A 20,574-nucleotide genomic window follows, 5' to 3' on the forward strand; every position below is an offset into this window, starting at 1 on the left:
CTCTCTATTTCATTTACGATAAAAGAAAAATAAGGAAGATCATATACATGGCAATTGAAACAGAACGTGTAGGAACCAAGGGTGGCATGGAGCACTCTTTTGGTTTTACAAGAGTAGATGAAACACAAAAACAATTCATGGTGGATGGTGTGTTTCATTCTGTTGCTGAAAATTATGACAAGATGAATGATATCTTATCCTTAGGGCTACACCGTGTGTGGAAAAATTCCATGATTGCTTGGCTTTCCCCACCAGCACTTTCTCATTGGAAAGTTCTTGATGTCGCTGGCGGTACAGGTGATATTGCTTTTCGTATTCTTAATGCTTCACGCCAAAAAGCCCATGCTACGGTGCTTGATATTAATGGCTCAATGCTCAGCGTTGGCAAAAAACGCGCACAAAAAAATGGTCTTGCCCCTCTGATTGATTTTGTTGAAGCCAATGCAGAAAATCTACCTTTTGAAGATCGAAGCTTTGACGCTTACACGATTGCTTTTGGAATTCGCAATGTTCCTCATATTGATCAAGCTCTTAGAGAAGCTTTTCGTGTTTTAAAGCCCGGTGGACGTTTCTTATGTTTAGAATTTTCAAATGTCGAGATGCCTTGGCTCGATAAAATTTATGATCTTTGGTCTTTCCATGCTATCCCTAAGCTGGGTCAATTTATCGCAAATGATGGCGATGCTTATCGTTATTTGGTTGAATCTATCCGCAAATTTCCTAAGCAAGATGATTTTTCCCATATGATCAAGCATGCGGGGTTTTCGCGGGTATCGTACCGCAATCTCACCGGTGCGATTGCAGCGCTGCATTCAGGGTGGAAAATTTAAAAATGGTGCAAATTTCCCCTTACTTTCAATTGATGCGTGCAGGATGGGTTTTAACACGTGAAGGTGTTTTAAGTGCTCTTCCTCATGATGATCTTCAAGGATTTCCAGCGCTATGTCATCGTATAGCGAGTGCATTAGCACGACGCAAAACAAAAAAGAAACAGCGATCTGAAAATATTTCATATGCCATTAATAAGCTTGGACCCTCTTACATAAAACTTGGTCAATTTCTTGCAACAAGGCCTGATATTGTCGGCCGTGATATTGCGGAAGATTTGTCACAACTACAAGATCGTGTCCAAACATTTTCTTGCACCGCCGCTATTGCTCAAATTGAAAGTTCTCTTGGTCGCTCTATTGATGATTTATTCGTAAATTTTTATCCCCCCATTGCCGCCGCTTCTATTGCTCAAGTTCATCCAGCTGAATACAGTGATGAAACTGGCCATAAGAAAAAATGTGCTGTAAAAGTTATTCGTCCCAATATCAGAGCACGTTTTTCTAAAGATCTTAGAGGATTCTATCTCATTGCTCATTTGCAAGAGCGCTATATCCCTGCCTCTCGAAGGCTTCGTCCTGTTTGTGTGGTGGATACTTTAGCACAAATAACACGACTTGAAATGGATTTACGCTTAGAAGCAGCAGCTATATCTGAAATGGCTGAAAATATTCAACATGATACAGGCTTTCGGGTTCCACGTATTGACTGGGAACGGACAGGACGTAATGTTCTTACAATGGAATGGATTGATGGTATAAGAATATCCGAAACTTCCAAACTCAAAGAAGCAGGATTTGATTTGAAGGCGCTTGCTATTACGCTTATTCAATCTTTTCTTCGTCATACACTGCGTGATGGTTTTTTTCACGCCGATATGCATCCTGGTAATTTATTTGTAGATGAAAAAGGATGTATTGTCGCTGTTGATCTAGGTATTACAGGACGGCTTGGAAAAAAAGAAAAGCATTTCCTTGCTGAAATTCTTTACGGCTTTATTACCCGCGATTACCATCGAATTGCACGTGCCCATTTTGAGGCAGGCTATGTTCCTTCACACCATAATATTGAAAGCTTTGCGCAAGCCAACCGCGCTATTGGCGAACCAATTCACGGACAATCAGCACAAAGCATTTCCATGGCTAAATTGCTCACTTTATTGTTTGAAGTCACTGAATTATTTGACATGCAAACGCGACCTGAACTTTTATTGCTGCAAAAAACGATGGTTGTCGTGGAAGGTGTTGCCCGCACATTAGACCCCACTTTTAATATGTGGAAAGCTTCTGAACCCATTGTCAAAGAATGGATTAGTAAAAATTTAGGACCCGTAGGCGTTGCAAAAGACTTTAGTGAAGGAGCACAAGCTCTCCTTTCGCTGGCACGCAAAACACCACAATTGGTTCAAAATTTCCAACAAATAGAAGAAGATTTTAATCAAATGAGAAAAACAGGTTTTAATCTTTCTCATGCTACCCTCAAACAACTTGCTGTAGAACAAAGTCACAGAAACCGTTATGGTCGTTATAGTCTTTTCATCATTGCACTTTGTTGCGCTTGTCTTACTTTTTACTTTTTTCATCTTTTCTAATCTCCTTAATATGCTAAAAATATCAACAATGAAATCATTGCAATCATTTTATTTCTTGGAGGTATTTTATGGCCAGTATTACCATTCGTAACCTGTCTCCTGAAACCAAAGAAGCTTTGCGCATACGCGCCGCGCAAAATGGTATTTCTATGGAAGAAGAAGTCCGGCGCCTTTTAAGCAATCCCTCTCTTCTCACCACACAACCCCTTCATGCTAGCGCTGTTGAAATGCAATCATTGAAATCAAAATCTCTCCTTCTTATTATTGGTGGAAGTATTGCATCCTATAAAGCACTTGATTTGATTCGCCGTTTACAAGAACGTGGAGCACATTTAAAAGTTGTGATGACAAAAGCAGCGCAAAAATTTATTACGCCTTTAGTCGCTGAAGCTTTAAGCGGTGGTACTGTATATACTGATTTATTTTCACGCGAAGAAGAACACGATATCGGACATATCCGATTAGCACGTGATGCTGACCTGATTATTTTAGCTCCTGCTACAGCCAACCGTATTGCAAAAATAGCCAATGGCATAGGAGATGATCTGGCTAATTGCATTCTTTTAGCGGCACGCTGTCCACTCTTGATTGCACCCGCTATGAATCCGTCCATGTGGACGCATCCAGCCACTATTCGCAATGTTGCACAATTGCGCGCAGATGGCGTTCATATCATCGGACCAGAAATCGGAAATATGGCTGAACGTGACGAGATGGGATATGGACGCATGAGCGAACCTTTAACTATTGTCGCTACCATAGAGAATCTTTTGAATGTGCATGAAAAACCTCTCTCTGACCGCCATTTCATCGTTACCTCTGGCTCTACCCATGAACCAATTGATCCAGTGCGTTATATTGCTAATCGGTCTTCAGGTAAACAAGGTCATGCCATCGCAACCGCTCTTGCACATTTGGGTGCAAAAGTAACACTTATTTGTGGACCTGTTAATCTCGCAGACCCACAAGAAGTAAAAACCATTCATGTTGAAACAGCACAACAGATGTTACAAGCCGTTCAAACCGCATTGCCTGCTGATGGTGCTATCTTTGTTGCCGCTGTTTGTGACTGGCGCAGTCAAACGCAGTCTTTACACAAAATTAAAAAGAATGCTCATAAAATACCACCATCCCTTCATATGGTTGAAAATCCTGACATTTTAGCAACGATTGGACACGCTCCAAACCGCCCCTCATTGGTCATTGGTTTTGCTGCTGAAACATGTGATATCATTGCCAATGCACAAAAAAAATGTGTTGAAAAAGGAGCTGATTTCATTCTTGCTAATGATATTTCTCTTCAACTAGATGGTACAAGTGTCATGGGCGCTGATACAAATCAAGTTTATCTCGTAAGTAGAAAAAAAGTTGAACAATGGCCCCATATGAGTAAACAACACGTAGCGCAAAAATTAGCAAACGTGATTGTATCATTTTTTGCCCCCAAAACACCTACTCCTCATGAGGAAAATATACCCCTTTGCAAATAAGAACTCTTCAAACGCGTTGATATTAAAACACCTTATAAAATAGAACTGACAATAGGTGTCTATCCATCTCAATTAGTATATAATATTTCTGGTTTATAATGATAATATCGCATTGTTCATATTAAATTAGAATCCCAAATATCATAAGATTCTCTCATTCCCAATCTCTCTCATGTTGAATCAATAAAAATCATTTTCTTGCACGTTGTAAACAAGGATAACTGTATGAATACAAAACGTTTCAGAAAGAACTAAAAGCGCTTATAATGGACCGTCTCAAGAACCAAGGGCTTGTCTCGGACAAACACTGAGAATGATGGTGCCAGCGTGCTCTTTTTATTAAGCGTAAAGTTAGTGATGCCCTATAAGTTTTATATTATTCACGAGAGCTTTACCCATATACCATTCACAAACGCTGTTGCGAAATGGGTGTGATGAGCGTTGGGAAATGTTTTTTTAAAAAATCCTATCTCACCCTAGCCTTCATAAAAGTAGGATCTATTGCACCACTGTCTCGCCAGCTTATAAAAAAAACAAGCTATCATTCACTTTGGCTACCATCAATTTTGACAAAGCTCTTGTAATGGATAAAATTTATAAAAAGCATTTTCTTTCTTCAATGTTTTTATCCACATATCGGTCATATTTATGATATGCAAATAAATGATTTTGATTGTTTCATGATGAGAGCAGCTAATGAGAAAATATGAAAACTTTATTTTGAGCTCTTATTCGCTATGAAAAATAATGTATAAATCAATGATATTATAACATCTCAATGCAATTTGAAGCATATCTCACACTGACGCTTATAAAGAGTGTAGACAAAATTCACTGCACCACTGTCTATAAGTTTATGAAACTGAAGCCTTTATTATTTTTCTCAGTGATCGGTCTTTAAAATTAAATGTATGTGTCCTCTCTCCAGAATACCAAGACCACAAAAACTAGAATTTTATCCATGATATCCTCACATTGTGATGTTTCATGAGAAGCATTTTTATTCCTTTATTGAAAGCTTTGTATCCATACATTGGTCTCGCCTATAATGTGTACGTAAATAATTTTTTGATGTTGAATAGAGTCTTTGAAATTAAAGAATATTTCTATATTTGGGATTCTTATTCAAGTTGAAAATGATCAATTCTCTTCGATAAATTAGTGGTGTTATTATCTAAAAATTATTTGATACAGTGCACCACTTGTATGAAAAGTGCTTCAATGAATGCTTACTTCATTGCACTTATAGCTTTTAAAATTCAAAATCTCATCATTTTTAAGCATCCGTGGTTTCTCCCTTTCTTTGCTTCCTCAAAAAACTGCTCTTCTATGGGATCGGACGGTCAATTGCCTAAGCTTATTTTTTCCACTTCTATCATATTAATCATTCTGTTGCCCAAAATTAGAATATCTACGGAGCTACTACGTTACCCCTATTCCATTGAACTCAATATTTTTTTGAAAGCGAGGGGCAAAAGCATGCCGCCAAATAGTAGAAAAGTACAGAATTTTAGGAATTGTGTAAAACAATTAAGCACTTAGATAAACGAAGTTAGATAACTCTACTGAATAAATAGAAGTAAACAACTTTTCTCCCAAATAGTTCTTATTCCTTAATTTTTTACATATATCATATAAACGCAATAATCTACACTATGTACAAAAATACTAAAAATTTCTTCTACAACAGCTACTTTTTAAATTCTTCTTTGTTTTTAAAAATCAAAATTTCTATTTATTCAAACTTTATTTTTAACAAAGAAACCTTAACCGTTTTTTATAATGTTCTTGAAAAAAATCTTGTAATTCAAAGAAAGAAAAAATTACACTGTACATACTTTAAATATATTTCTTGTTTTTTTTGCTTCTTTCCTTAGTTTATTAATCTATGATTTTTACTGCTGCTTATCGTGCTTTACAACGTCTTATGACCTCGCAATATCGTATTATGATACTGAAAGCATTGGGGGTTACTTTTTTCATTCTCACCATTTTATGGTTATGTGTGCACCAACTTTTTGTGTCTTACTTTTGGCCCTGGATTGCTCAATTTCTTCCTGGACTCCCTAGTTGGGCGGGATGGATTGGTTTTAGCATGCTTATCATTTTTAATCTTGGTTTGGCTCTTTTGTTGGCTTTTTTGATTGCACCGATCTCAGCTATGATTGGTGGTTTTTTCATTGACTCTGCTGCTGAAATCATTGAAAAAGAGGATTACCCAAACGAGCCTATTGGACAAGCTTTGCCGTTTCAGCGTTCTCTTATCATTTCCTTTAAATTTGTTATTTTAAGCCTTCTTGGTAATGGAATTGCTTTTATTTTATTCTTCATACCAGGTATTAATTTAATTGCTTTTTATCTTATTAATGGTTATTTGCTCGGTCATGAATATTTCTTGTTTGCGGCTTACCGTTTTCGAACAGAACAAGATGCCCGTGCTTTTTTACATACTCATTACACAACGGTTTTTGGCGCAGGATTATTGATAGCGCTTTTTGTTTCGATTCCAATTCTTAATTTAGCAACACCGCTTTTTGCAGCTGCCTTTATGACATATTTACACAAAATGCTTTCCCAAAAGACCATAGCACGCATTACACAAAAATAGTGTTCCTTGACTTTAAGGTTAATAAAACTTGCCAGCCAAAGAAAACATAATATAAAATTTTATGCTTTATCTTTTATTAAAGCAATATATTGATTTATAATGATAACTTATCGTTTCACAACATGAGTGAAAAACCTAAATATTATGAGGGTTTTTCATTTTAATCCTATTCATATTAGGTCAATTGAAATCGTTTGTTAATATGTCATAAACGGAGGTGGTGTGCGGATAAAAGTACTTTCAAAAAGGCGTGAAATATCTTTATATGAATCCTCTTAATGCAAACATTATCGTCGTATTGAAAACTGAAAAAGAATATGATGGTGTCGCTTTGTACTTTCTATTTCAGTAAAAACGGATAGCATAATGTCTTTTATACCATTCATGGAGAGTGTATACTCTTCATAAGAGAGTTTTGGAAATTATTGAAAGATATCTGTGTAAAATAAACACGTAAATGAGTAATATAATGGTATTTTGAGCGTATTCTATTTTAATTGTGAAAAGCACGCGCTTTAAAAAAACCTTTTGAAAAAAATCTTGCTCTGATGTTAGCGTTTCGCTAATATGATGTCGTCTTATACAGTATTTTAAATGGATTATTTTAGCCTTATTAACGCCTTATATTATAAGGTTTCTTTTCTTCAGAACCGTTGATACGAGTGATTAATTGGATATTCATTTTTATTAAAAAATAAGGGATTTGTTAACCATCGCAAGGAGTGAATTTTAATACCAAAGTAAAAAAATAAAAACATGTAAGTTCTTAAACTTATGAGAAATTTGTTATAGAGAATACTCTTCATAGATATGATTGTTATGATATTGGAAAATTAAAAAGTTAAAAAACAAGCTATACGTACACTGATAAAAGTATTAAATAGACTCCTTTGTTCCACCGGTAAAGCAAATGTGACTGCTTAGATTCATATTCTTTCAAATCATGCGAAAGATGTGTAATATTTAAAGGAAGGTTATAAAGATGAACTGGATTACAAATTATGTTCGTCCTAAAATTAACTCTATATTGGGGCGCCGTGAAATTCCAGAAAATCTATGGATTAAAGATCCTACCAGTGGTGAAATGATCTTCCATAAAGATCTGGAAGCTAATCAATTTGTAGCTCCCAATTCTGGTCATCATATGCGTATTAGCGCTAAAAATCGTCTCATGCATTTTTTTGATGATGGTGTTTATACAGCTCTTGAAAATCCAAAAGTTGTAACAGATCCTTTAAAATTTCGTGACGAAAAACGCTATATTGACCGGTTAAAAGATTATCGTTCTAAACTTGGTGTTGATGATAATATCTTAAGTGCACGTGGTACGATTGAAGGCTTACCAATCATTGCAACCGTTCAAGATTTCGCCTTTATGGGTGGATCACTCGGTATGGCTTCAGGAGAAGCTATTATCAAAGCTTTTGATACTGCCATTGCCGAAAGGCGTCCGCTGGTTCTTTTTTCTGCTTCTGGTGGCGCACGCATGCAAGAAGGAACGCTCTCGTTGATGCAAATGCCTCGTACAACTGTAGCGATTGAAATGTTGAAAGAAGCAAAACTTCCCTATATTGTTGTGCTGACTAATCCAACCACCGGTGGTGTTACTGCTTCTTACGCCATGCTTGGTGATATTCACATTGCCGAACCTGGCGCTATGATTGGTTTTGCTGGTCCACGCGTGATTCAACAAACTATACGCGAAACCCTACCAGAAGGTTTTCAAAGTAGTGAATATCTGCTCGAACATGGTATGATTGATATGGTTGTATCACGTTTAGAAATGAAAACAACGATTGCGCGTCTTTTACGTTTGATGATGAAACGCCCTGCTGTTTTTAACCCTTCCGATCCATCCCCTACAGACTCTCAAACATCGCTTTCTACAACAAAAGCAGCTTAAATTTATGCAACAAAGCCAAATACAAAAGGTGGTAGATGATTTACTAAAAAATTATCCGAAAAAATTTGATCTTTCTTTAGAGCGTATTATTCACCTTTTAGAGCGTCTTGGTAATCCACATTTAAAACTTGCCCCTATTATTCACATCGCTGGAACAAATGGCAAAGGATCTGCCTCAGCAATTTGCCGTGCTCTTTTAGAAAGTGCAGGATACTGCGTTCATGTCTATAGCTCACCTCATCTCGTCAACTGGAATGAACGCTGCCGGATAGGTCAAAAAGGAGGTGGTCAACTTGTTACAGAAAACCAATTGGCTGAGACAATCCGTGAAATTATAAAAGTAAATCGTCAAGAGCCGATTACTATTTTTGAAATTTTTACAGCCGCTGCCTTTATGCTGTTTAGTACACATCCAGCTGATGTTGTCATTTTAGAAGTTGGGTTGGGAGGACGTTTTGATGCTACCAATGTCATTAACAAACCAGCTGTATCGCTTATTATGCCCATCGATTATGATCATGAGAACTTTCTTGGAAACACAATTGCTCAAATCGCTTTTCAAAAGGGGGGAATTATCAAACCAAACGTTCCAGTAGTCATCGGGAAGCAAAATTATGAAGAAACTCTTGCTACTTTAATACCCCTTGCCGATAAAAATAAAGCACCTTATTCTCTATTTGATCAAGATTATCAAAGTTATAAAGAACATGGACGTATGGTTTTTCAAAACAATCAAGGTCTCATGGATCTTCCCCTTCCTAACCTTATTGGAGGCCACCAAATTGCCAATGCTGGCGCATCTCTTGAAGCAGTCTATCAAGCGGGCTTTCAACTTTCAGAACAAGCCATAAATGATGCTTTGAAAAATATCTATTGGCCCGCACGGATGCAACATCTTATCCAAGGACATTTGGTTGATCAACTGTCTCCTAATATTGATTTATGGTTAGACGGTGGTCACAATCCTGCTGCTGGAAAAGTTATTGCAGCAGAACTTACACAATGGAGAAAAAAAACAGATCGTCCTATTATTATGATTGCTGGCATGCTCAATACCAAAGATGCTGTCGGTTATTTTCGTTCCTTAGCGAACCTTGTCGATAAAATATATACGATACCGCTAATTAACAATAATGCCAGTATCTCTCCAATAAAATTAGCTGAATCAGCGCAAAAAGCAGGAATCTTTGCTACTCCACAAGCACATCTACAAGATGCTTTGCATAAGATTAGAGCCGAATATAAAGAGGCAATTGTCCTTATTAGTGGTTCCCTTTATCTTGCGGGCGATATTTTACGTGACAATAAAACACCTCCATGCTAGAAATTGATTATTTTAAAGCTTTGAAAGATAGACTTTTTAATCATGCAACTTGATTGTGCACTTTATCAACATCCTAAACTTATTACTGTTTTTGGCGGATCTGGTTTTGTAGGACGACATGTCGTTGAAACTTTGACTAAGCGGGGATATCGCGTTCGTATCGCTGTTCGTTATCCACAAAAAGCTTATTACATGCTCCAAATAGGAGAAGTAGGACAAACCCAAATGCTTAAAACGGATATCAAGCATCGTGCCTCTGTTGCACGCGCGTTGCTTGGAGCTGATGCGGCAGTGTTTTTACCTGGTAGCTTAAAACAAGCAAATCAATCGAATTTTAAAAACACACAAATTGATGGTGCTTACAATGTTGCTGAATTAACAGCACAAGCTGCTATTCCGCTCATCTATATGTCAGCACTTGTGGCTAACGAGAATGCTTCATGTCTTTATGCACGTGTTAAGTTTATGGGTGAACAAATCGTTCATAACAAGCATCCTCAAGCAATTATTATCCGTCCATCCGTTATCTTTGGACCAGAGGATTGTTTCTTTAACACCTTAGCAGATTTGTCACGTTTTTTACCAATTATGCCTCTTTTTGGGGGTGGGCAAAGCAAATTGCAACCCGTGTATGTTGGTGACGTTGCTGAGTTTATCGCGCGCGCTTTAGATGGACAGGTTGCTTGGGGAAAAAATTATGATCTTGGTGGTCCCCAGATTATCACCTTTCAAAATACTCTTGAAAATATACTCAAAATTATTCACCGTAAAAAAACAATCCTATCCATACCTCTTTCTGCTGGTCTATTGATTGGAGGAATTTTGGGAACTATCGGTAAATTGCCTTTTGTACCAACACTTGTAACAGCCAATCAGATACGTTTTTTGCAAATGGATAACATTGTTTCTAAAGAGGCTATAGAGAATGGATATACTCTAGAAGGTGCGGGAATTACCCCCAGAGCAATGGCTGCATTCTTGCCAAGTTATCTTTGGCGATTTCGTCCACATGGTCAATTTTCCCAAAACTTACACGTCTAGAATAAATTTTTCCAAAACTGAGTTATTATTTGATTTATAATTTATAGCTCGTTGTTAGCGATTCTGAAATCAGAATGCTCAATAGAGTAATGTTTTTGCGTTTTAAATGCTCTATTCAGTATCACAAAAAATGTTTAATCGTATACCTATAGTATTTTGATAAAAATCGTTGAAAACAGGAGAAAAGCACTTCTTATAAACTGTCTTTATCCAAGAGCAGATGCAACATTGGAATCCTAAAGAACCGATTCTGAATTGCCTATTCATAAATATGATAACCTATGACTTTGCATTATATTATTTTGGTAGAAAGCTTAATAATGAGATTAAAGTAATTCTTCCTTTTTCAACAACCGCATAAGTGAGTAGAATACGAGTATAATACTTTCGATATTATCCCATAAAAAATCGATATAAAAACTGTGAAGCAATGCACAATTTTTATTATTTAAAAGGTATTCTCTTTGGAGATTTTTAAAAGCTTTAAAGTTACGTGAAAAGGATAGAGTTTTGTTTATATAATAAGACTTATCATGAAGATCTCTTATTCTATCAGTAACATCATTATTCAGATTCATAAATGCATATTTGTTGCACAAATTTATGGAGATTTTAAAAGAGCTTTTTCACATAAAGAAGTCCTCTTCTTGTCTTGCATTTTTTTTTAATTTCTCCTACCGTCTTGGAAAAACTTATTTTAAAGGAATAAAGAATGGCAGCTCAAGATTTTGTTGTCAAAGATATTGCACTTGCCGCTTATGGTCGTAAAGAACTTGATATTGCTGAAACTGAGATGCCTGGTTTGATGGCTTGTCGTAAGGAGTTTTCCTCTAATCAACCTTTGCGCGGAGCGCGTATTTCTGGCTCATTGCACATGACAATTCAAACAGCTGTTTTAATTGAAACATTAAAAGCGATTGGCGCCGATATACGGTGGAACTCTAGCAATATTTTTTCTACGCAAGACCATGCAGCAGCAGCTATCGCCGCAACTGGTATTCCTGTATTCGCCGTTAAGGGTGAAACATTGGAAGAATATTGGACTTATATAGATGCAATTTTCCAATGGCCAGATGGTAATCCTTCCAATCTTATTTTAGATGATGGCGCTGATGCCACAAACTATATTTTAATGGGAAGTCGTGCAGAACAAAATAAAGATATCCTATCGCATCCAAAAACAGAAGAAGAAGAAATTTTTTTCAAACAAATACAAAAGCGTATGGATGCAACGCCAGGATTTTTTACACGACAGCGCGCAGCAATTAAAGGTGTAAGCGAAGAAACCACAACAGGTGTAAACCGTCTTTATCAGTTACAAAAAGAAGGGCTTTTGCCTTTTCCTGCTATTAATGTCAATGATAGCGTCACTAAATCAAAGTTTGATAATAAATATGGATGTAAAGAATCATTGGTCGATGGTATTCGACGTGGAACAGACGTGATGATCGCTGGTAAAACTGCCATTGTCTGTGGTTATGGTGACGTAGGAAAAGGTTCAGCAGCATCTCTTTCTGGTGCTGGGGCTCGTGTTAAAGTAACAGAAATTGATCCTATTTGCGCTCTTCAAGCAGCTATGGATGGCTATGAAGTTGTTAATTTGGATGATGCTGCTTCCAGTGCTGATATTATCATCACGACAACAGGCAATAAAGATGTTGTTCGTTTAGACCATATGCGACAAGTAAAGGATATGTGTATTCTTGGAAATATTGGTCATTTTGATAACGAAATCCAAGTCGCAGCCCTTAGAAATTTGCCATGGACAAATATTAAACCACAAGTTGATATGATCACCTTTCCCGATGGAAAACGCATCATTTTGCTCTCTGAAGGGCGTTTGTTAAACCTCGGGAATGCGACTGGGCATCCCTCTTTTGTCATGTCAGCCTCGTTTACTAATCAAGTTTTAGCGCAAATTGAACTTTTTACCCGTGCAGAACACTATACAAATGAAGTCACTGTTTTGCCTAAACATCTTGATGAAAAAGTTGCACGTCTACATCTTGATCGGTTAGGAATAAAATTAAGTGTTTTATCAGAAGAACAAGCCGCCTATATTGGAGTCACACCACAAGGACCTTATAAACCAAACCATTACCGTTACTAAACATTTCCTTGGGTTAAAAAAGGGAAAGATATCGTGCGCAGCTTTGGTGACTATAACCCCAAAGAAAAAGCTCAAAAAATGATTCGAATCTATGCGTATATATTTTGCCTTTTTTTCTTTTTTTCTCCAACATGCGCTGTTGCTCAGTCATTGGAAGGTTATTTACCATTTTTCTTCACTTTGCCGAATGGTCCATGGCTGCTTTTAGCGCTGTGTGGAGGAATTTCTTGTGCTTCACTTCTCACGTGCCTAGCTGTTATTATGCGTGCAAAAAAAACTGCACAGAAGACTTTGAAGATAATTCAGGCAAATTTTTCTGAAAAACTTAAATATTATGAATGGCTTCTGGAAGAAACCGAGCAATTCCTTCTTATTTGGGAAAATCCAACAACCTTACCCCGTGTCGTTGGTGCCCTTTCTGCATTGCAAAAAATAGGAATCGACCAGAAAGATTTTCAGCGTTTTGAGTTCTGGGTTGAAGAAAATTCTCTTCGAGAACTTGATTATGCATTGACTCAACTACGTTGTAAATGTCACCCTTTTGATCTTTCTATCACCACCACAAACAATGTATTGCTGCAAGTTACAGGAGTCATCGCAGGAACAGTCGCTATTGCTCGTTTTCAAGATATCTCAAAACAACAGAGTGAAAATGCTCGTTTACAGAAAGATATCGCCCGCCTTCTTACTGAACTGAGAATGCAGCGTAATCTTCTTGATCTTATTCAAGAGCCCGTATGGATAAAAGATTGTGAAGGAAAAGTTTGTTTTATCAATCGCGCCTTTAGAGAAATGACAGATTTTCGTGAAGGCAGTGATGAAGTGGGGGATCTTTTCAATGAAAATACACAACGCAAAACAAATGAAACAGAAACAATTTTTCAAGAACATGTTCACACAGTTATTGATGGAGAACGACATCGTTTTCATCTCACACGTATTACAACAGCCGAAGGGATGTCAGCTTTTGCGCGTGATGACAGCGCATATGAAAATATTGCTCATGAATTAAGTTATGTCCTTCAAAGCCATTGTGAAACACTTGACCAAATTTCAACAGCTGTAGCTATTTTTGATACAAACCAAAAATTAAAATTCTGTAATCATGCTTTTAAAATTTTATGGCCGTTGGAGACTTCCTTTTTAGAAAGTGAACCAAGCCATACATTATTTCTTGAACGTCTACGTGAAAAAGGGCTCATTGCTGCACACCCCGATTGGCGCGCATGGAAAGAAGAACTTTTTAAAGCCTATCGACAAACAGAATCGAACCAACAAATTTGGAATCTTCCAGATGGGCGTACGGTGCGTGTTATCTCGAACCCTCATCCACAAGGAGGTGTCACTTGGCTTTACGAAAACCTTACAGAAAAAATTGATCTTGAACGCCGTTATAATACACTTATTAAAATACAAGGTGAAACACTTGATAAACTTTCCGAAGGCGTGGTTGTTTTTGGTACTGATGGACGCCTTCGTTTATCGAATCCTGCCTTGTCGAAATTGTGGTCTCTTCCTTATAATTTACTGGTAGAAGGGACCCATATTACACAGTTACAAAGCCATTGTTCAGCCTTAACCTTAGGACAAGAATGGGATCAATTTACCAAATTCATTACCGGTTTTGCTGAAAAACGTGAAACATTTTCAGGTCGTATAGATCTTAAAAATGATATGATTATTGACTATACTCTGGTCCCTCTTCCTAATGGACAAACGATGCTTACTTTTGTGAATGTTACGGACACTGTCCATGTTGCGCGTGCTCTTCAAGAAAAAAATGAAGCATTAGAAAGTGCTGATCGTTTGCGTAATGAATTTGTCCAACATGTTTCTTATGAATTACGCACACCTCTCACCAATATTATTGGATTTTCCGATATTTTACGTGATCAAATTTTCGGCTCTATCAATGAACGTCAACAAGAATATCTTGAACACATTCATTCAGAATCAGGAACTCTTTTAAATATTGTTAACGATATTCTTGATCTTGCTACCCTTGATGCAGGCATTATGGAGTTGGACATAAAATCGGTTAACATTGCCGATGCTATGATACAAGCAGTAGCACGTGTAGAAGATCGCCTTAATGGACGTCATATTACGCTTTTACAACAAATTTCTCCTTCCTTAAATTCTATTTCTGCTGATGAAAAGCGCTTGCATCAAATTTTTGTGAATGTACTGAGTAATGCTATTAATTTTGCAACGGAGGCGAGTACTATTGAATTTTGCGTCGATGAACAAGATGATAACATTGTCTTTAGCGTTCACAATCAGGGCTCTGACATCCCAGAAGACATCCTTGATCGTATTTTTAAACGTTTTTCTTCCCATTCACACCATGGTGGGCGTGCGGGAGCGGGTCTTGGCCTTTCCCTTGTAAAAAGTTTCGTTGAACTACACGGTGGACATGTTGAAATTCTTACCGGTTCTGGAAAAGGAACAACAGTTAAATGTTTTTTCCCACTCTCCAAAGGAGATAAGATTTTTTAATTTTAACCTTTATGATAACAAAAATTTTTCATCCATTTCATGGAACTTTTAATGAATTTTAGTTTTTTTCTTGAAAATGAAGAGGCAACAAAGCTTTTTGCACAAAATTTAGCTCTTTCTTTAAAGCCAGGAGATCTTGTGACGCTGCAAGGGGATCTTGGAACTGGAAAGTCAACCATTGCACGTACAATCATTCAAACACTTGCGAACAATAACACTATGGATGTTCCAAGCCCTACTTTTACTCTTGTGCAAAGCTATCAACTTCCAAAGTTTGAAATTATTCATGCTGATCTTTATCGCCTTTCTATGGCAGAAGAAATTGATGAATTAGGGCTTCATGAAGCTCGTGAGAAAAATATTTTACTTGTTGAATGGCCAGAAAGAAATACAGCTCTTTTAGAGCTTGCCACTTTTGCAGTCACCTTACACTATAAAGAACATGGGCGTCATGTAACAGTTAGATCAGCGCAACATTCCATTGAATGTTTGCAACAGTCTTTCGCAATTCGTACATTTTAAAAAAACATGAACATCATCATTTTTTAATTTGATAATACCTCAATACTACCTATGAAATCTGAGATGATGGACAACATAAAGAAGGATTCATGGAGGTACCAACCATGGAAGATGAAACGAAATGCTGACTCTTTCATATAACAATGACATAAATTGCAAAGGACAGCCGTTAATTTATAGGAATTCATCAATTTATTTTAGAGAATCTGATACCTACAATTTTGATTCTAGAGAATAGTATAAGAGAATTTTAAATTGAAGTGGTAACCCTTTAGAAGAGCATTATATAACCTGTAGTGAATTGCTTGTTTCTTTCTGCTTAAAAATTGTGAGCTTCAGAAAAGTAATTTGCAAAGTTTTTGCTTAAAATCTCCTTTTATGTGTTGAAAACACTATCTATTTCAATAGTCTTATCTAAGAAGAAATACCTTTATGAAATTATCATTCACCTAATATTTTTAACGCGCCTATAAGGAAAGAATTGCCTATATTCTTCATACAAAGCAATTTTTTATAAAAAATAGTCAATTGAAACATGCATAAAAGCATGAATTCTTAAATTCATTTAAAATTTTGATTTTTATTGTCTTTTCATTATAATATAATGCAAAAAAGAATATTTTAAAAAAGTCAAAAGGAGAGACAAAATTTCTCTCCTTTATAGTGATTATGTGTGGAATTAACTAAGCCCATCTTTTATCCATTCAGAAAGACGTCCTTTAGAGGTAGCGCCAACCATATTCGATGAAATATTTCCATTTTTAAACATTAATAATGTAGGGATAGAACGTACTCCGTATTGGGTAGCCAGTTCCGGATTTTCATCAATATTTACCTTAGCAATTTTAACTTGATTTTGCATTTCTATTGAAATTTCATCCAAAATTGGAGCAATCACTTTGCAAGGGCCACACCATTCTGCCCAAAAATCAACCACAACAGGGATGGAAGAGGTTAGAACTTCACTTTCGAAATTGTCCTTATCAACTTTTATACACGTCATTTATTTATCCTTTTATATTCACTTTTTATAGATTGGTATAATAACAATTCATATCAAGTTATTGCAAAGATAAATTATTAAAGGACTTTTTTACACCAGGGATTGTGCGTTGTGTTTGTTTGAGCGATTTTATGAAAGTAAATAAAATGTAAAAATGCTTTGCAAGGAAAAGAGTAACTTATAAGGCAACTTCACGAAGAAATGCCTCAAGTTTTTCTGGAGGAAGTTTAAAAATTTTGGCTTCTTTACTGTAGATAAGCAGAGCCTGGATATCTTTATCGGGATGAATAGCTTGCAACAATTTTTGGTAAAGGGCCATTTGCAACCAGTGATGGGAAGCAATAGCAGCTTCATTTTCTGGTGGAGTTCCGGTTTTAAAATCGGCAAAGATAATGCTGTTTTGCTTGATGTAGAGACGGTCAATTTGACCAGAGATTGCTTGTTCTTTTCCACGAATTTTCACAATACCCATTAAGGAGACCTCAGCACGTGAATGCTCAGAGAAAAGGGGTTTGAGATAAACATGATCTAATATTTTCCAAATATGGCAAAGAGCATCTTCTCTTTGACTCTCATGCCAATGAGAGGCTTTGATATTGAGATAGTTTCGAGCATAATCTCGACGTTTTTGTGGGGGACAATCGGGCAAATATTGTAACAATCGGTGAACGAGATTACCATATTCAATGGAAAAAGCTCTGTTTGTGTTCATGGCTCCTAAAACAGGTGAAGTGGTAAGCTGTTTTGGACTTGAGGACAGCTCTGTATCAGCTTCAATGGAAAGGCTCGCCACTGACGGTTTTAACGGTTTTGGTAACACTGGTTCTGCTGGTACTTTATGAGAGAAAAAAGCAGGCAAAGGTGGTAAGGTTTGGCATTCAGCGGAAGGAACTTTTGAGTTTATAGAAGCAGAAGAAGCAGGTGTAATGCAATAACGCCAAGCTGCAATATCTTCCGAAGAATCTTTTATAGCAAGGGCATGCGGTTCAAGGGCTTTTTTTACGAGTTGTAACCATGTATGAGATGGCGTTTTCGGACCTTTATACCCACAAATAAACAAGCGATCTTCAGCGCGTGTCATTCCTACATAAAGAAGACGCCTATATTCTTCTTCTGCACGCTCTTTTAAATATGAAATTGCTTGTTTAGAGAGTTTTGTATCAAACTTTTCATTGGGATGCCAAATAAAGGCTTGTTTTCCGTTCCATTGTGCATTGTTTAAAGGAACTTTAAGCAAGTGAGGCGCATGCTGAGGATGCCAAATCGCACTACCAGGATCGACTAAAAACACAACAGCAGCCTCTAGTCCTTTTGCAGCATGAACAGTCATGATACGAATTTCTTCATTACTTTGTTCAAATTCACGTTTAATTTCTGGTTCGCTTGCACTTAATGTTTCTAAAAAAGCTTGTAATCCTGGTAATCCTGTTTTTTGAATAGTGAGCGTATAATCCATAAAAGCATCGAGCACATCATTTGCTTCAGATCCTAAACGAGACAGAATTTTTTGTCGTCCCTTATCATTGTTCAGAATATAGCTATAGAATTCAAAAACTGGTATTTTATCCACTAAAGCGCGATAATGGTTTAGCTTTTCAAAAGCATCTTTAAAAGATACCTGCGATGATATATGCGCGCACAGACTTTGCCAAAGAGAGCCGGTGCGGTGTACGGCAAGCTGATAGAGTTCCTCTTCACTAAGAGCAAAAAGTGGGCTTTTTAAAACACAAGCAAGAGAAAGATCATCTTGTGGCTGCAAAACAAAACGCGCAAGCGCCATTAAATCACGGATACTAATATGTTTGGTAAGCTGTAAACGATCAGCCCCTGCTACGGGAATATTACGGTGTTTAAGAGCACGGGAAAGAGCTGAGACAAATTGATCACGTTTACGGACCAAGATCATAATATCACTTGCACGTATTAAGCGTCCTTTTGCTGGAAGCATTTCGCCTTTTTGTAACCAGTCGGCAATCGTTTCAGCAATTTTTTCTGCTAAACGAACTTCAGGTGTATCTAAATGATTAACAGTTGTATGCCAATCTTGAGGAAAGTCACTCGTTTCTTTGGAAATGGCATCCCATATAACAACTTCACCGGGACTGTGAATACGGATAGCTTCATGCACCGTTTTTGTATTTTCTGCCGAAAGCCCTTTATAGTTTTCTGGTGTTTCAAAAACAAGATCAACACTTTTAAGAACATCTGCTGTAGAGCGAAAAGAATAATGCAGTTGTATTTTTTCAAATTGTTGATTTGTTTGTTGCACTTTTTTTTGAATAATTCGTCCATTTGCAGCAAAATTTTCTGGAGCAGCGCCTTGAAAAGAATAAATAGATTGCTTTTCATCTCCAACAGCAAAAAGAGTCCGTATGTTTGTTCGTTGGCTATACCCTGAAAAAAATTCCTGTGCCAACAGTTGAATAATTTGCCATTGCTCAGGGTTGGTGTCTTGTGCTTCATCAAGTAGAATATGATCAAGTCCCTGATCAAGTTTATAGTGCACCCATTGGCTTGCACCTTTGCGCTGTAACAAATGAAGTGTACGCTCAATAAGGTCATCAAAGTCTAAGAAGCCATTGGACTTTTTTAGATTCTTATAAATTTTGAGATAAATAGTACAGAGCTGAAAAGCAGCCATATTGAGGGTGGCAACCTTTGCGCATTGATATTTTTCTAAAAGAACAGAAAGCTTGTTTTGTTTATCTTCAAGCATTTGTTGAATAAAAGGCCAAATTTCGTCTGATTTTTTATGAGATAAATGTGAAAAATTACGCGGCTCACCTTTTGTTGTAAAATAAACATCAGAAATAAGATTGAGAATATTTGTCTCATCATGCACCTTTTCTAATTGGGAAAGTTTTGCCACCATATCCTTAAAGCTTTGATTACCATTGATTTCACAATGCTTAAGAGCATAAAGAGGAAGGCGCGCTGTTTGTTTAATTTGTTCCAGAAGATATTGATTTGTTTCATTGGGCGCTAAGTTAAAAAGCGCGCGCAATTTTTCTTCTCCATTTTCAGATAAAAGAGAAGATAAAAAATCAGACAATTTATGTTGCTTTTCAACTGCCTCATAGAGCAATTGGTTAAAAGTATGTTCGCTAATAACTTGAAGTAACTGTTGCAAAGCAGGTTGTACATCACGACGAGCTAAAAGTTGACGACGAGATTCTTGTCGTAATTTTTTTCGACTGATATCATCGGGAAGTTCAAAATGCCCTGCAATATTGGCTTCTAACATAAATTGATGCAAGAGAGATTCACAAAAAGCATGAATCGTTTGGATTTTTAAGCCACCAGGCGTTTCGAGGGCACGCGCAAAGAGTTGCCTTGCATAAGTTAGTTTTTGCGCATTAACAGTTTTTTTTTCAAACCGTGTTAAGGTTTCTTGCAGCTGTGCATCATCGAGCTCATTCCAACTGGAAAGCGTGCGAAAAATTCGTGATTGCATAACAGCAGCAGCAGCTCTTGTATAAGTAAGGCATAAAATACGTGCTGGAGGCGTACCGTTTAAAAGCAAACGGATAACACGTTCACTTAAAACGTGGGTTTTTCCAGATCCAGCATTTGCAGAAACCCACACGTTTTTTTGGGGATGTGTTGCTGTTGCTTGTGCATCAAGAGCGGCTTCAGGAATAGAAAAAAACGTCAT

General features: G+C 36.9%; 12 protein-coding genes. 10 read left to right on the forward strand and 2 right to left on the reverse strand.

Going from position 1 to position 20,574, the window contains the following annotated elements; translation table 11 throughout:
* The first annotated feature begins 47 nt into the window (after nt 1-47).
* The 10 genes from ubiE to tsaE all read left to right on the forward strand — a co-directional run bounded on the left by ubiE (nt 48) and on the right by tsaE (nt 15,916).
* On the forward strand, nt 48-830 hold the full coding sequence (ubiE, locus tag ACFIK2_RS04830) for a bifunctional demethylmenaquinone methyltransferase/2-methoxy-6-polyprenyl-1,4-benzoquinol methylase UbiE (RefSeq protein WP_375617479.1): 783 nt from the start codon (nt 48-50) through the stop codon (nt 828-830).
* A 2-nt stretch (nt 831-832) separates the two neighbouring features.
* Nucleotides 833-2,419, forward strand: coding sequence for a 2-polyprenylphenol 6-hydroxylase (ubiB, locus tag ACFIK2_RS04835; RefSeq protein ID WP_375676937.1), 1,587 nt, complete (start codon nt 833-835; stop codon nt 2,417-2,419).
* A 68-nt stretch (nt 2,420-2,487) separates the two neighbouring features.
* Nucleotides 2,488-3,909: a bifunctional phosphopantothenoylcysteine decarboxylase/phosphopantothenate--cysteine ligase CoaBC gene (gene coaBC / locus ACFIK2_RS04840; protein WP_375633663.1), complete on the forward strand. Its 1,422-nt coding sequence runs from the start codon at nt 2,488-2,490 to the stop codon at nt 3,907-3,909.
* A gap of 1,888 nt (nt 3,910-5,797) precedes the next feature.
* The gene (locus ACFIK2_RS04845; protein ID WP_375633983.1) at nt 5,798-6,517 is read left to right on the forward strand and encodes a sulfate transporter family protein; all 720 of its coding nucleotides are present in this window, start codon (nt 5,798-5,800) and stop codon (nt 6,515-6,517) included.
* Between the two features lie 982 nt (nt 6,518-7,499).
* On the forward strand, nt 7,500-8,420 hold the full coding sequence (gene accD / locus ACFIK2_RS04850; protein WP_012754464.1) for an acetyl-CoA carboxylase, carboxyltransferase subunit beta: 921 nt from the start codon (nt 7,500-7,502) through the stop codon (nt 8,418-8,420).
* A 4-nt stretch (nt 8,421-8,424) separates the two neighbouring features.
* The gene (locus tag ACFIK2_RS04855) at nt 8,425-9,744 is read left to right on the forward strand and encodes a bifunctional folylpolyglutamate synthase/dihydrofolate synthase (protein WP_375633661.1); all 1,320 of its coding nucleotides are present in this window, start codon (nt 8,425-8,427) and stop codon (nt 9,742-9,744) included.
* A 42-nt stretch (nt 9,745-9,786) separates the two neighbouring features.
* On the forward strand, nt 9,787-10,785 hold the full coding sequence (locus ACFIK2_RS04860; RefSeq protein ID WP_375633660.1) for a complex I NDUFA9 subunit family protein: 999 nt from the start codon (nt 9,787-9,789) through the stop codon (nt 10,783-10,785).
* Nucleotides 10,786-11,497: 712 nt separating this feature from the next.
* Nucleotides 11,498-12,895, forward strand: coding sequence for an adenosylhomocysteinase (gene ahcY, locus ACFIK2_RS04865; protein ID WP_375676938.1), 1,398 nt, complete (start codon nt 11,498-11,500; stop codon nt 12,893-12,895).
* Between the two features lie 33 nt (nt 12,896-12,928).
* Nucleotides 12,929-15,394 (forward strand): ATP-binding protein, encoded by a 2,466-nt coding sequence (locus ACFIK2_RS04870; protein ID WP_375676939.1) that lies wholly within the window; start codon nt 12,929-12,931, stop codon nt 15,392-15,394.
* Nucleotides 15,395-15,445: 51 nt separating this feature from the next.
* Complete coding sequence (gene tsaE, locus ACFIK2_RS04875; protein WP_375633657.1) at nt 15,446-15,916, forward strand: tRNA (adenosine(37)-N6)-threonylcarbamoyltransferase complex ATPase subunit type 1 TsaE; 471 nt, start codon at nt 15,446-15,448, stop codon at nt 15,914-15,916.
* Between the two features lie 679 nt (nt 15,917-16,595).
* Here the strand turns inward: tsaE and trxA are convergent.
* Together trxA and addA are read right to left on the reverse strand one after the other, a co-directional pair.
* Nucleotides 16,596-16,919: a thioredoxin gene (gene trxA / locus ACFIK2_RS04880; protein WP_375633656.1), complete on the reverse strand. Its 324-nt coding sequence runs from the start codon at nt 16,917-16,919 to the stop codon at nt 16,596-16,598.
* Between the two features lie 178 nt (nt 16,920-17,097).
* On the reverse strand, nt 17,098-20,574 hold the full coding sequence (gene addA, locus ACFIK2_RS04885; RefSeq protein ID WP_375633655.1) for a double-strand break repair helicase AddA: 3,477 nt from the start codon (nt 20,572-20,574) through the stop codon (nt 17,098-17,100).

The organism is Bartonella sp. AP88XZML, assembly GCF_042195565.1.
In the GTDB taxonomy this organism is placed as follows: domain Bacteria; phylum Pseudomonadota; class Alphaproteobacteria; order Rhizobiales; family Rhizobiaceae; genus Bartonella.

What these genes read in the sequence shown, in the direction of transcription:
- ubiE (WP_375617479.1), top strand. Translation starts at nt 48, where the DNA reads ATGGCAATTGAAACAGAACGTGTAGGAACCAAGGGTGGCATGGAGCAC.
- ubiB (WP_375676937.1), top strand. Translation starts at nt 833, where the DNA reads ATGGTGCAAATTTCCCCTTACTTTCAATTGATGCGTGCAGGATGGGTT.
- coaBC (WP_375633663.1), top strand. Translation starts at nt 2,488, where the DNA reads ATGGCCAGTATTACCATTCGTAACCTGTCTCCTGAAACCAAAGAAGCT.
- ACFIK2_RS04845 (WP_375633983.1), top strand. Translation starts at nt 5,798, where the DNA reads ATGATTTTTACTGCTGCTTATCGTGCTTTACAACGTCTTATGACCTCG.
- accD (WP_012754464.1), top strand. Translation starts at nt 7,500, where the DNA reads ATGAACTGGATTACAAATTATGTTCGTCCTAAAATTAACTCTATATTG.
- ACFIK2_RS04855 (WP_375633661.1), top strand. Translation starts at nt 8,425, where the DNA reads ATGCAACAAAGCCAAATACAAAAGGTGGTAGATGATTTACTAAAAAAT.
- ACFIK2_RS04860 (WP_375633660.1), top strand. Translation starts at nt 9,787, where the DNA reads ATGCAACTTGATTGTGCACTTTATCAACATCCTAAACTTATTACTGTT.
- ahcY (WP_375676938.1), top strand. Translation starts at nt 11,498, where the DNA reads ATGGCAGCTCAAGATTTTGTTGTCAAAGATATTGCACTTGCCGCTTAT.
- tsaE (WP_375633657.1), top strand. Translation starts at nt 15,446, where the DNA reads ATGAATTTTAGTTTTTTTCTTGAAAATGAAGAGGCAACAAAGCTTTTT.
- trxA (WP_375633656.1), bottom strand. Translation starts at nt 16,919, where the DNA reads ATGACGTGTATAAAAGTTGATAAGGACAATTTCGAAAGTGAAGTTCTA.
- addA (WP_375633655.1), bottom strand. Translation starts at nt 20,574, where the DNA reads ATGACGTTTTTTTCTATTCCTGAAGCCGCTCTTGATGCACAAGCAACA.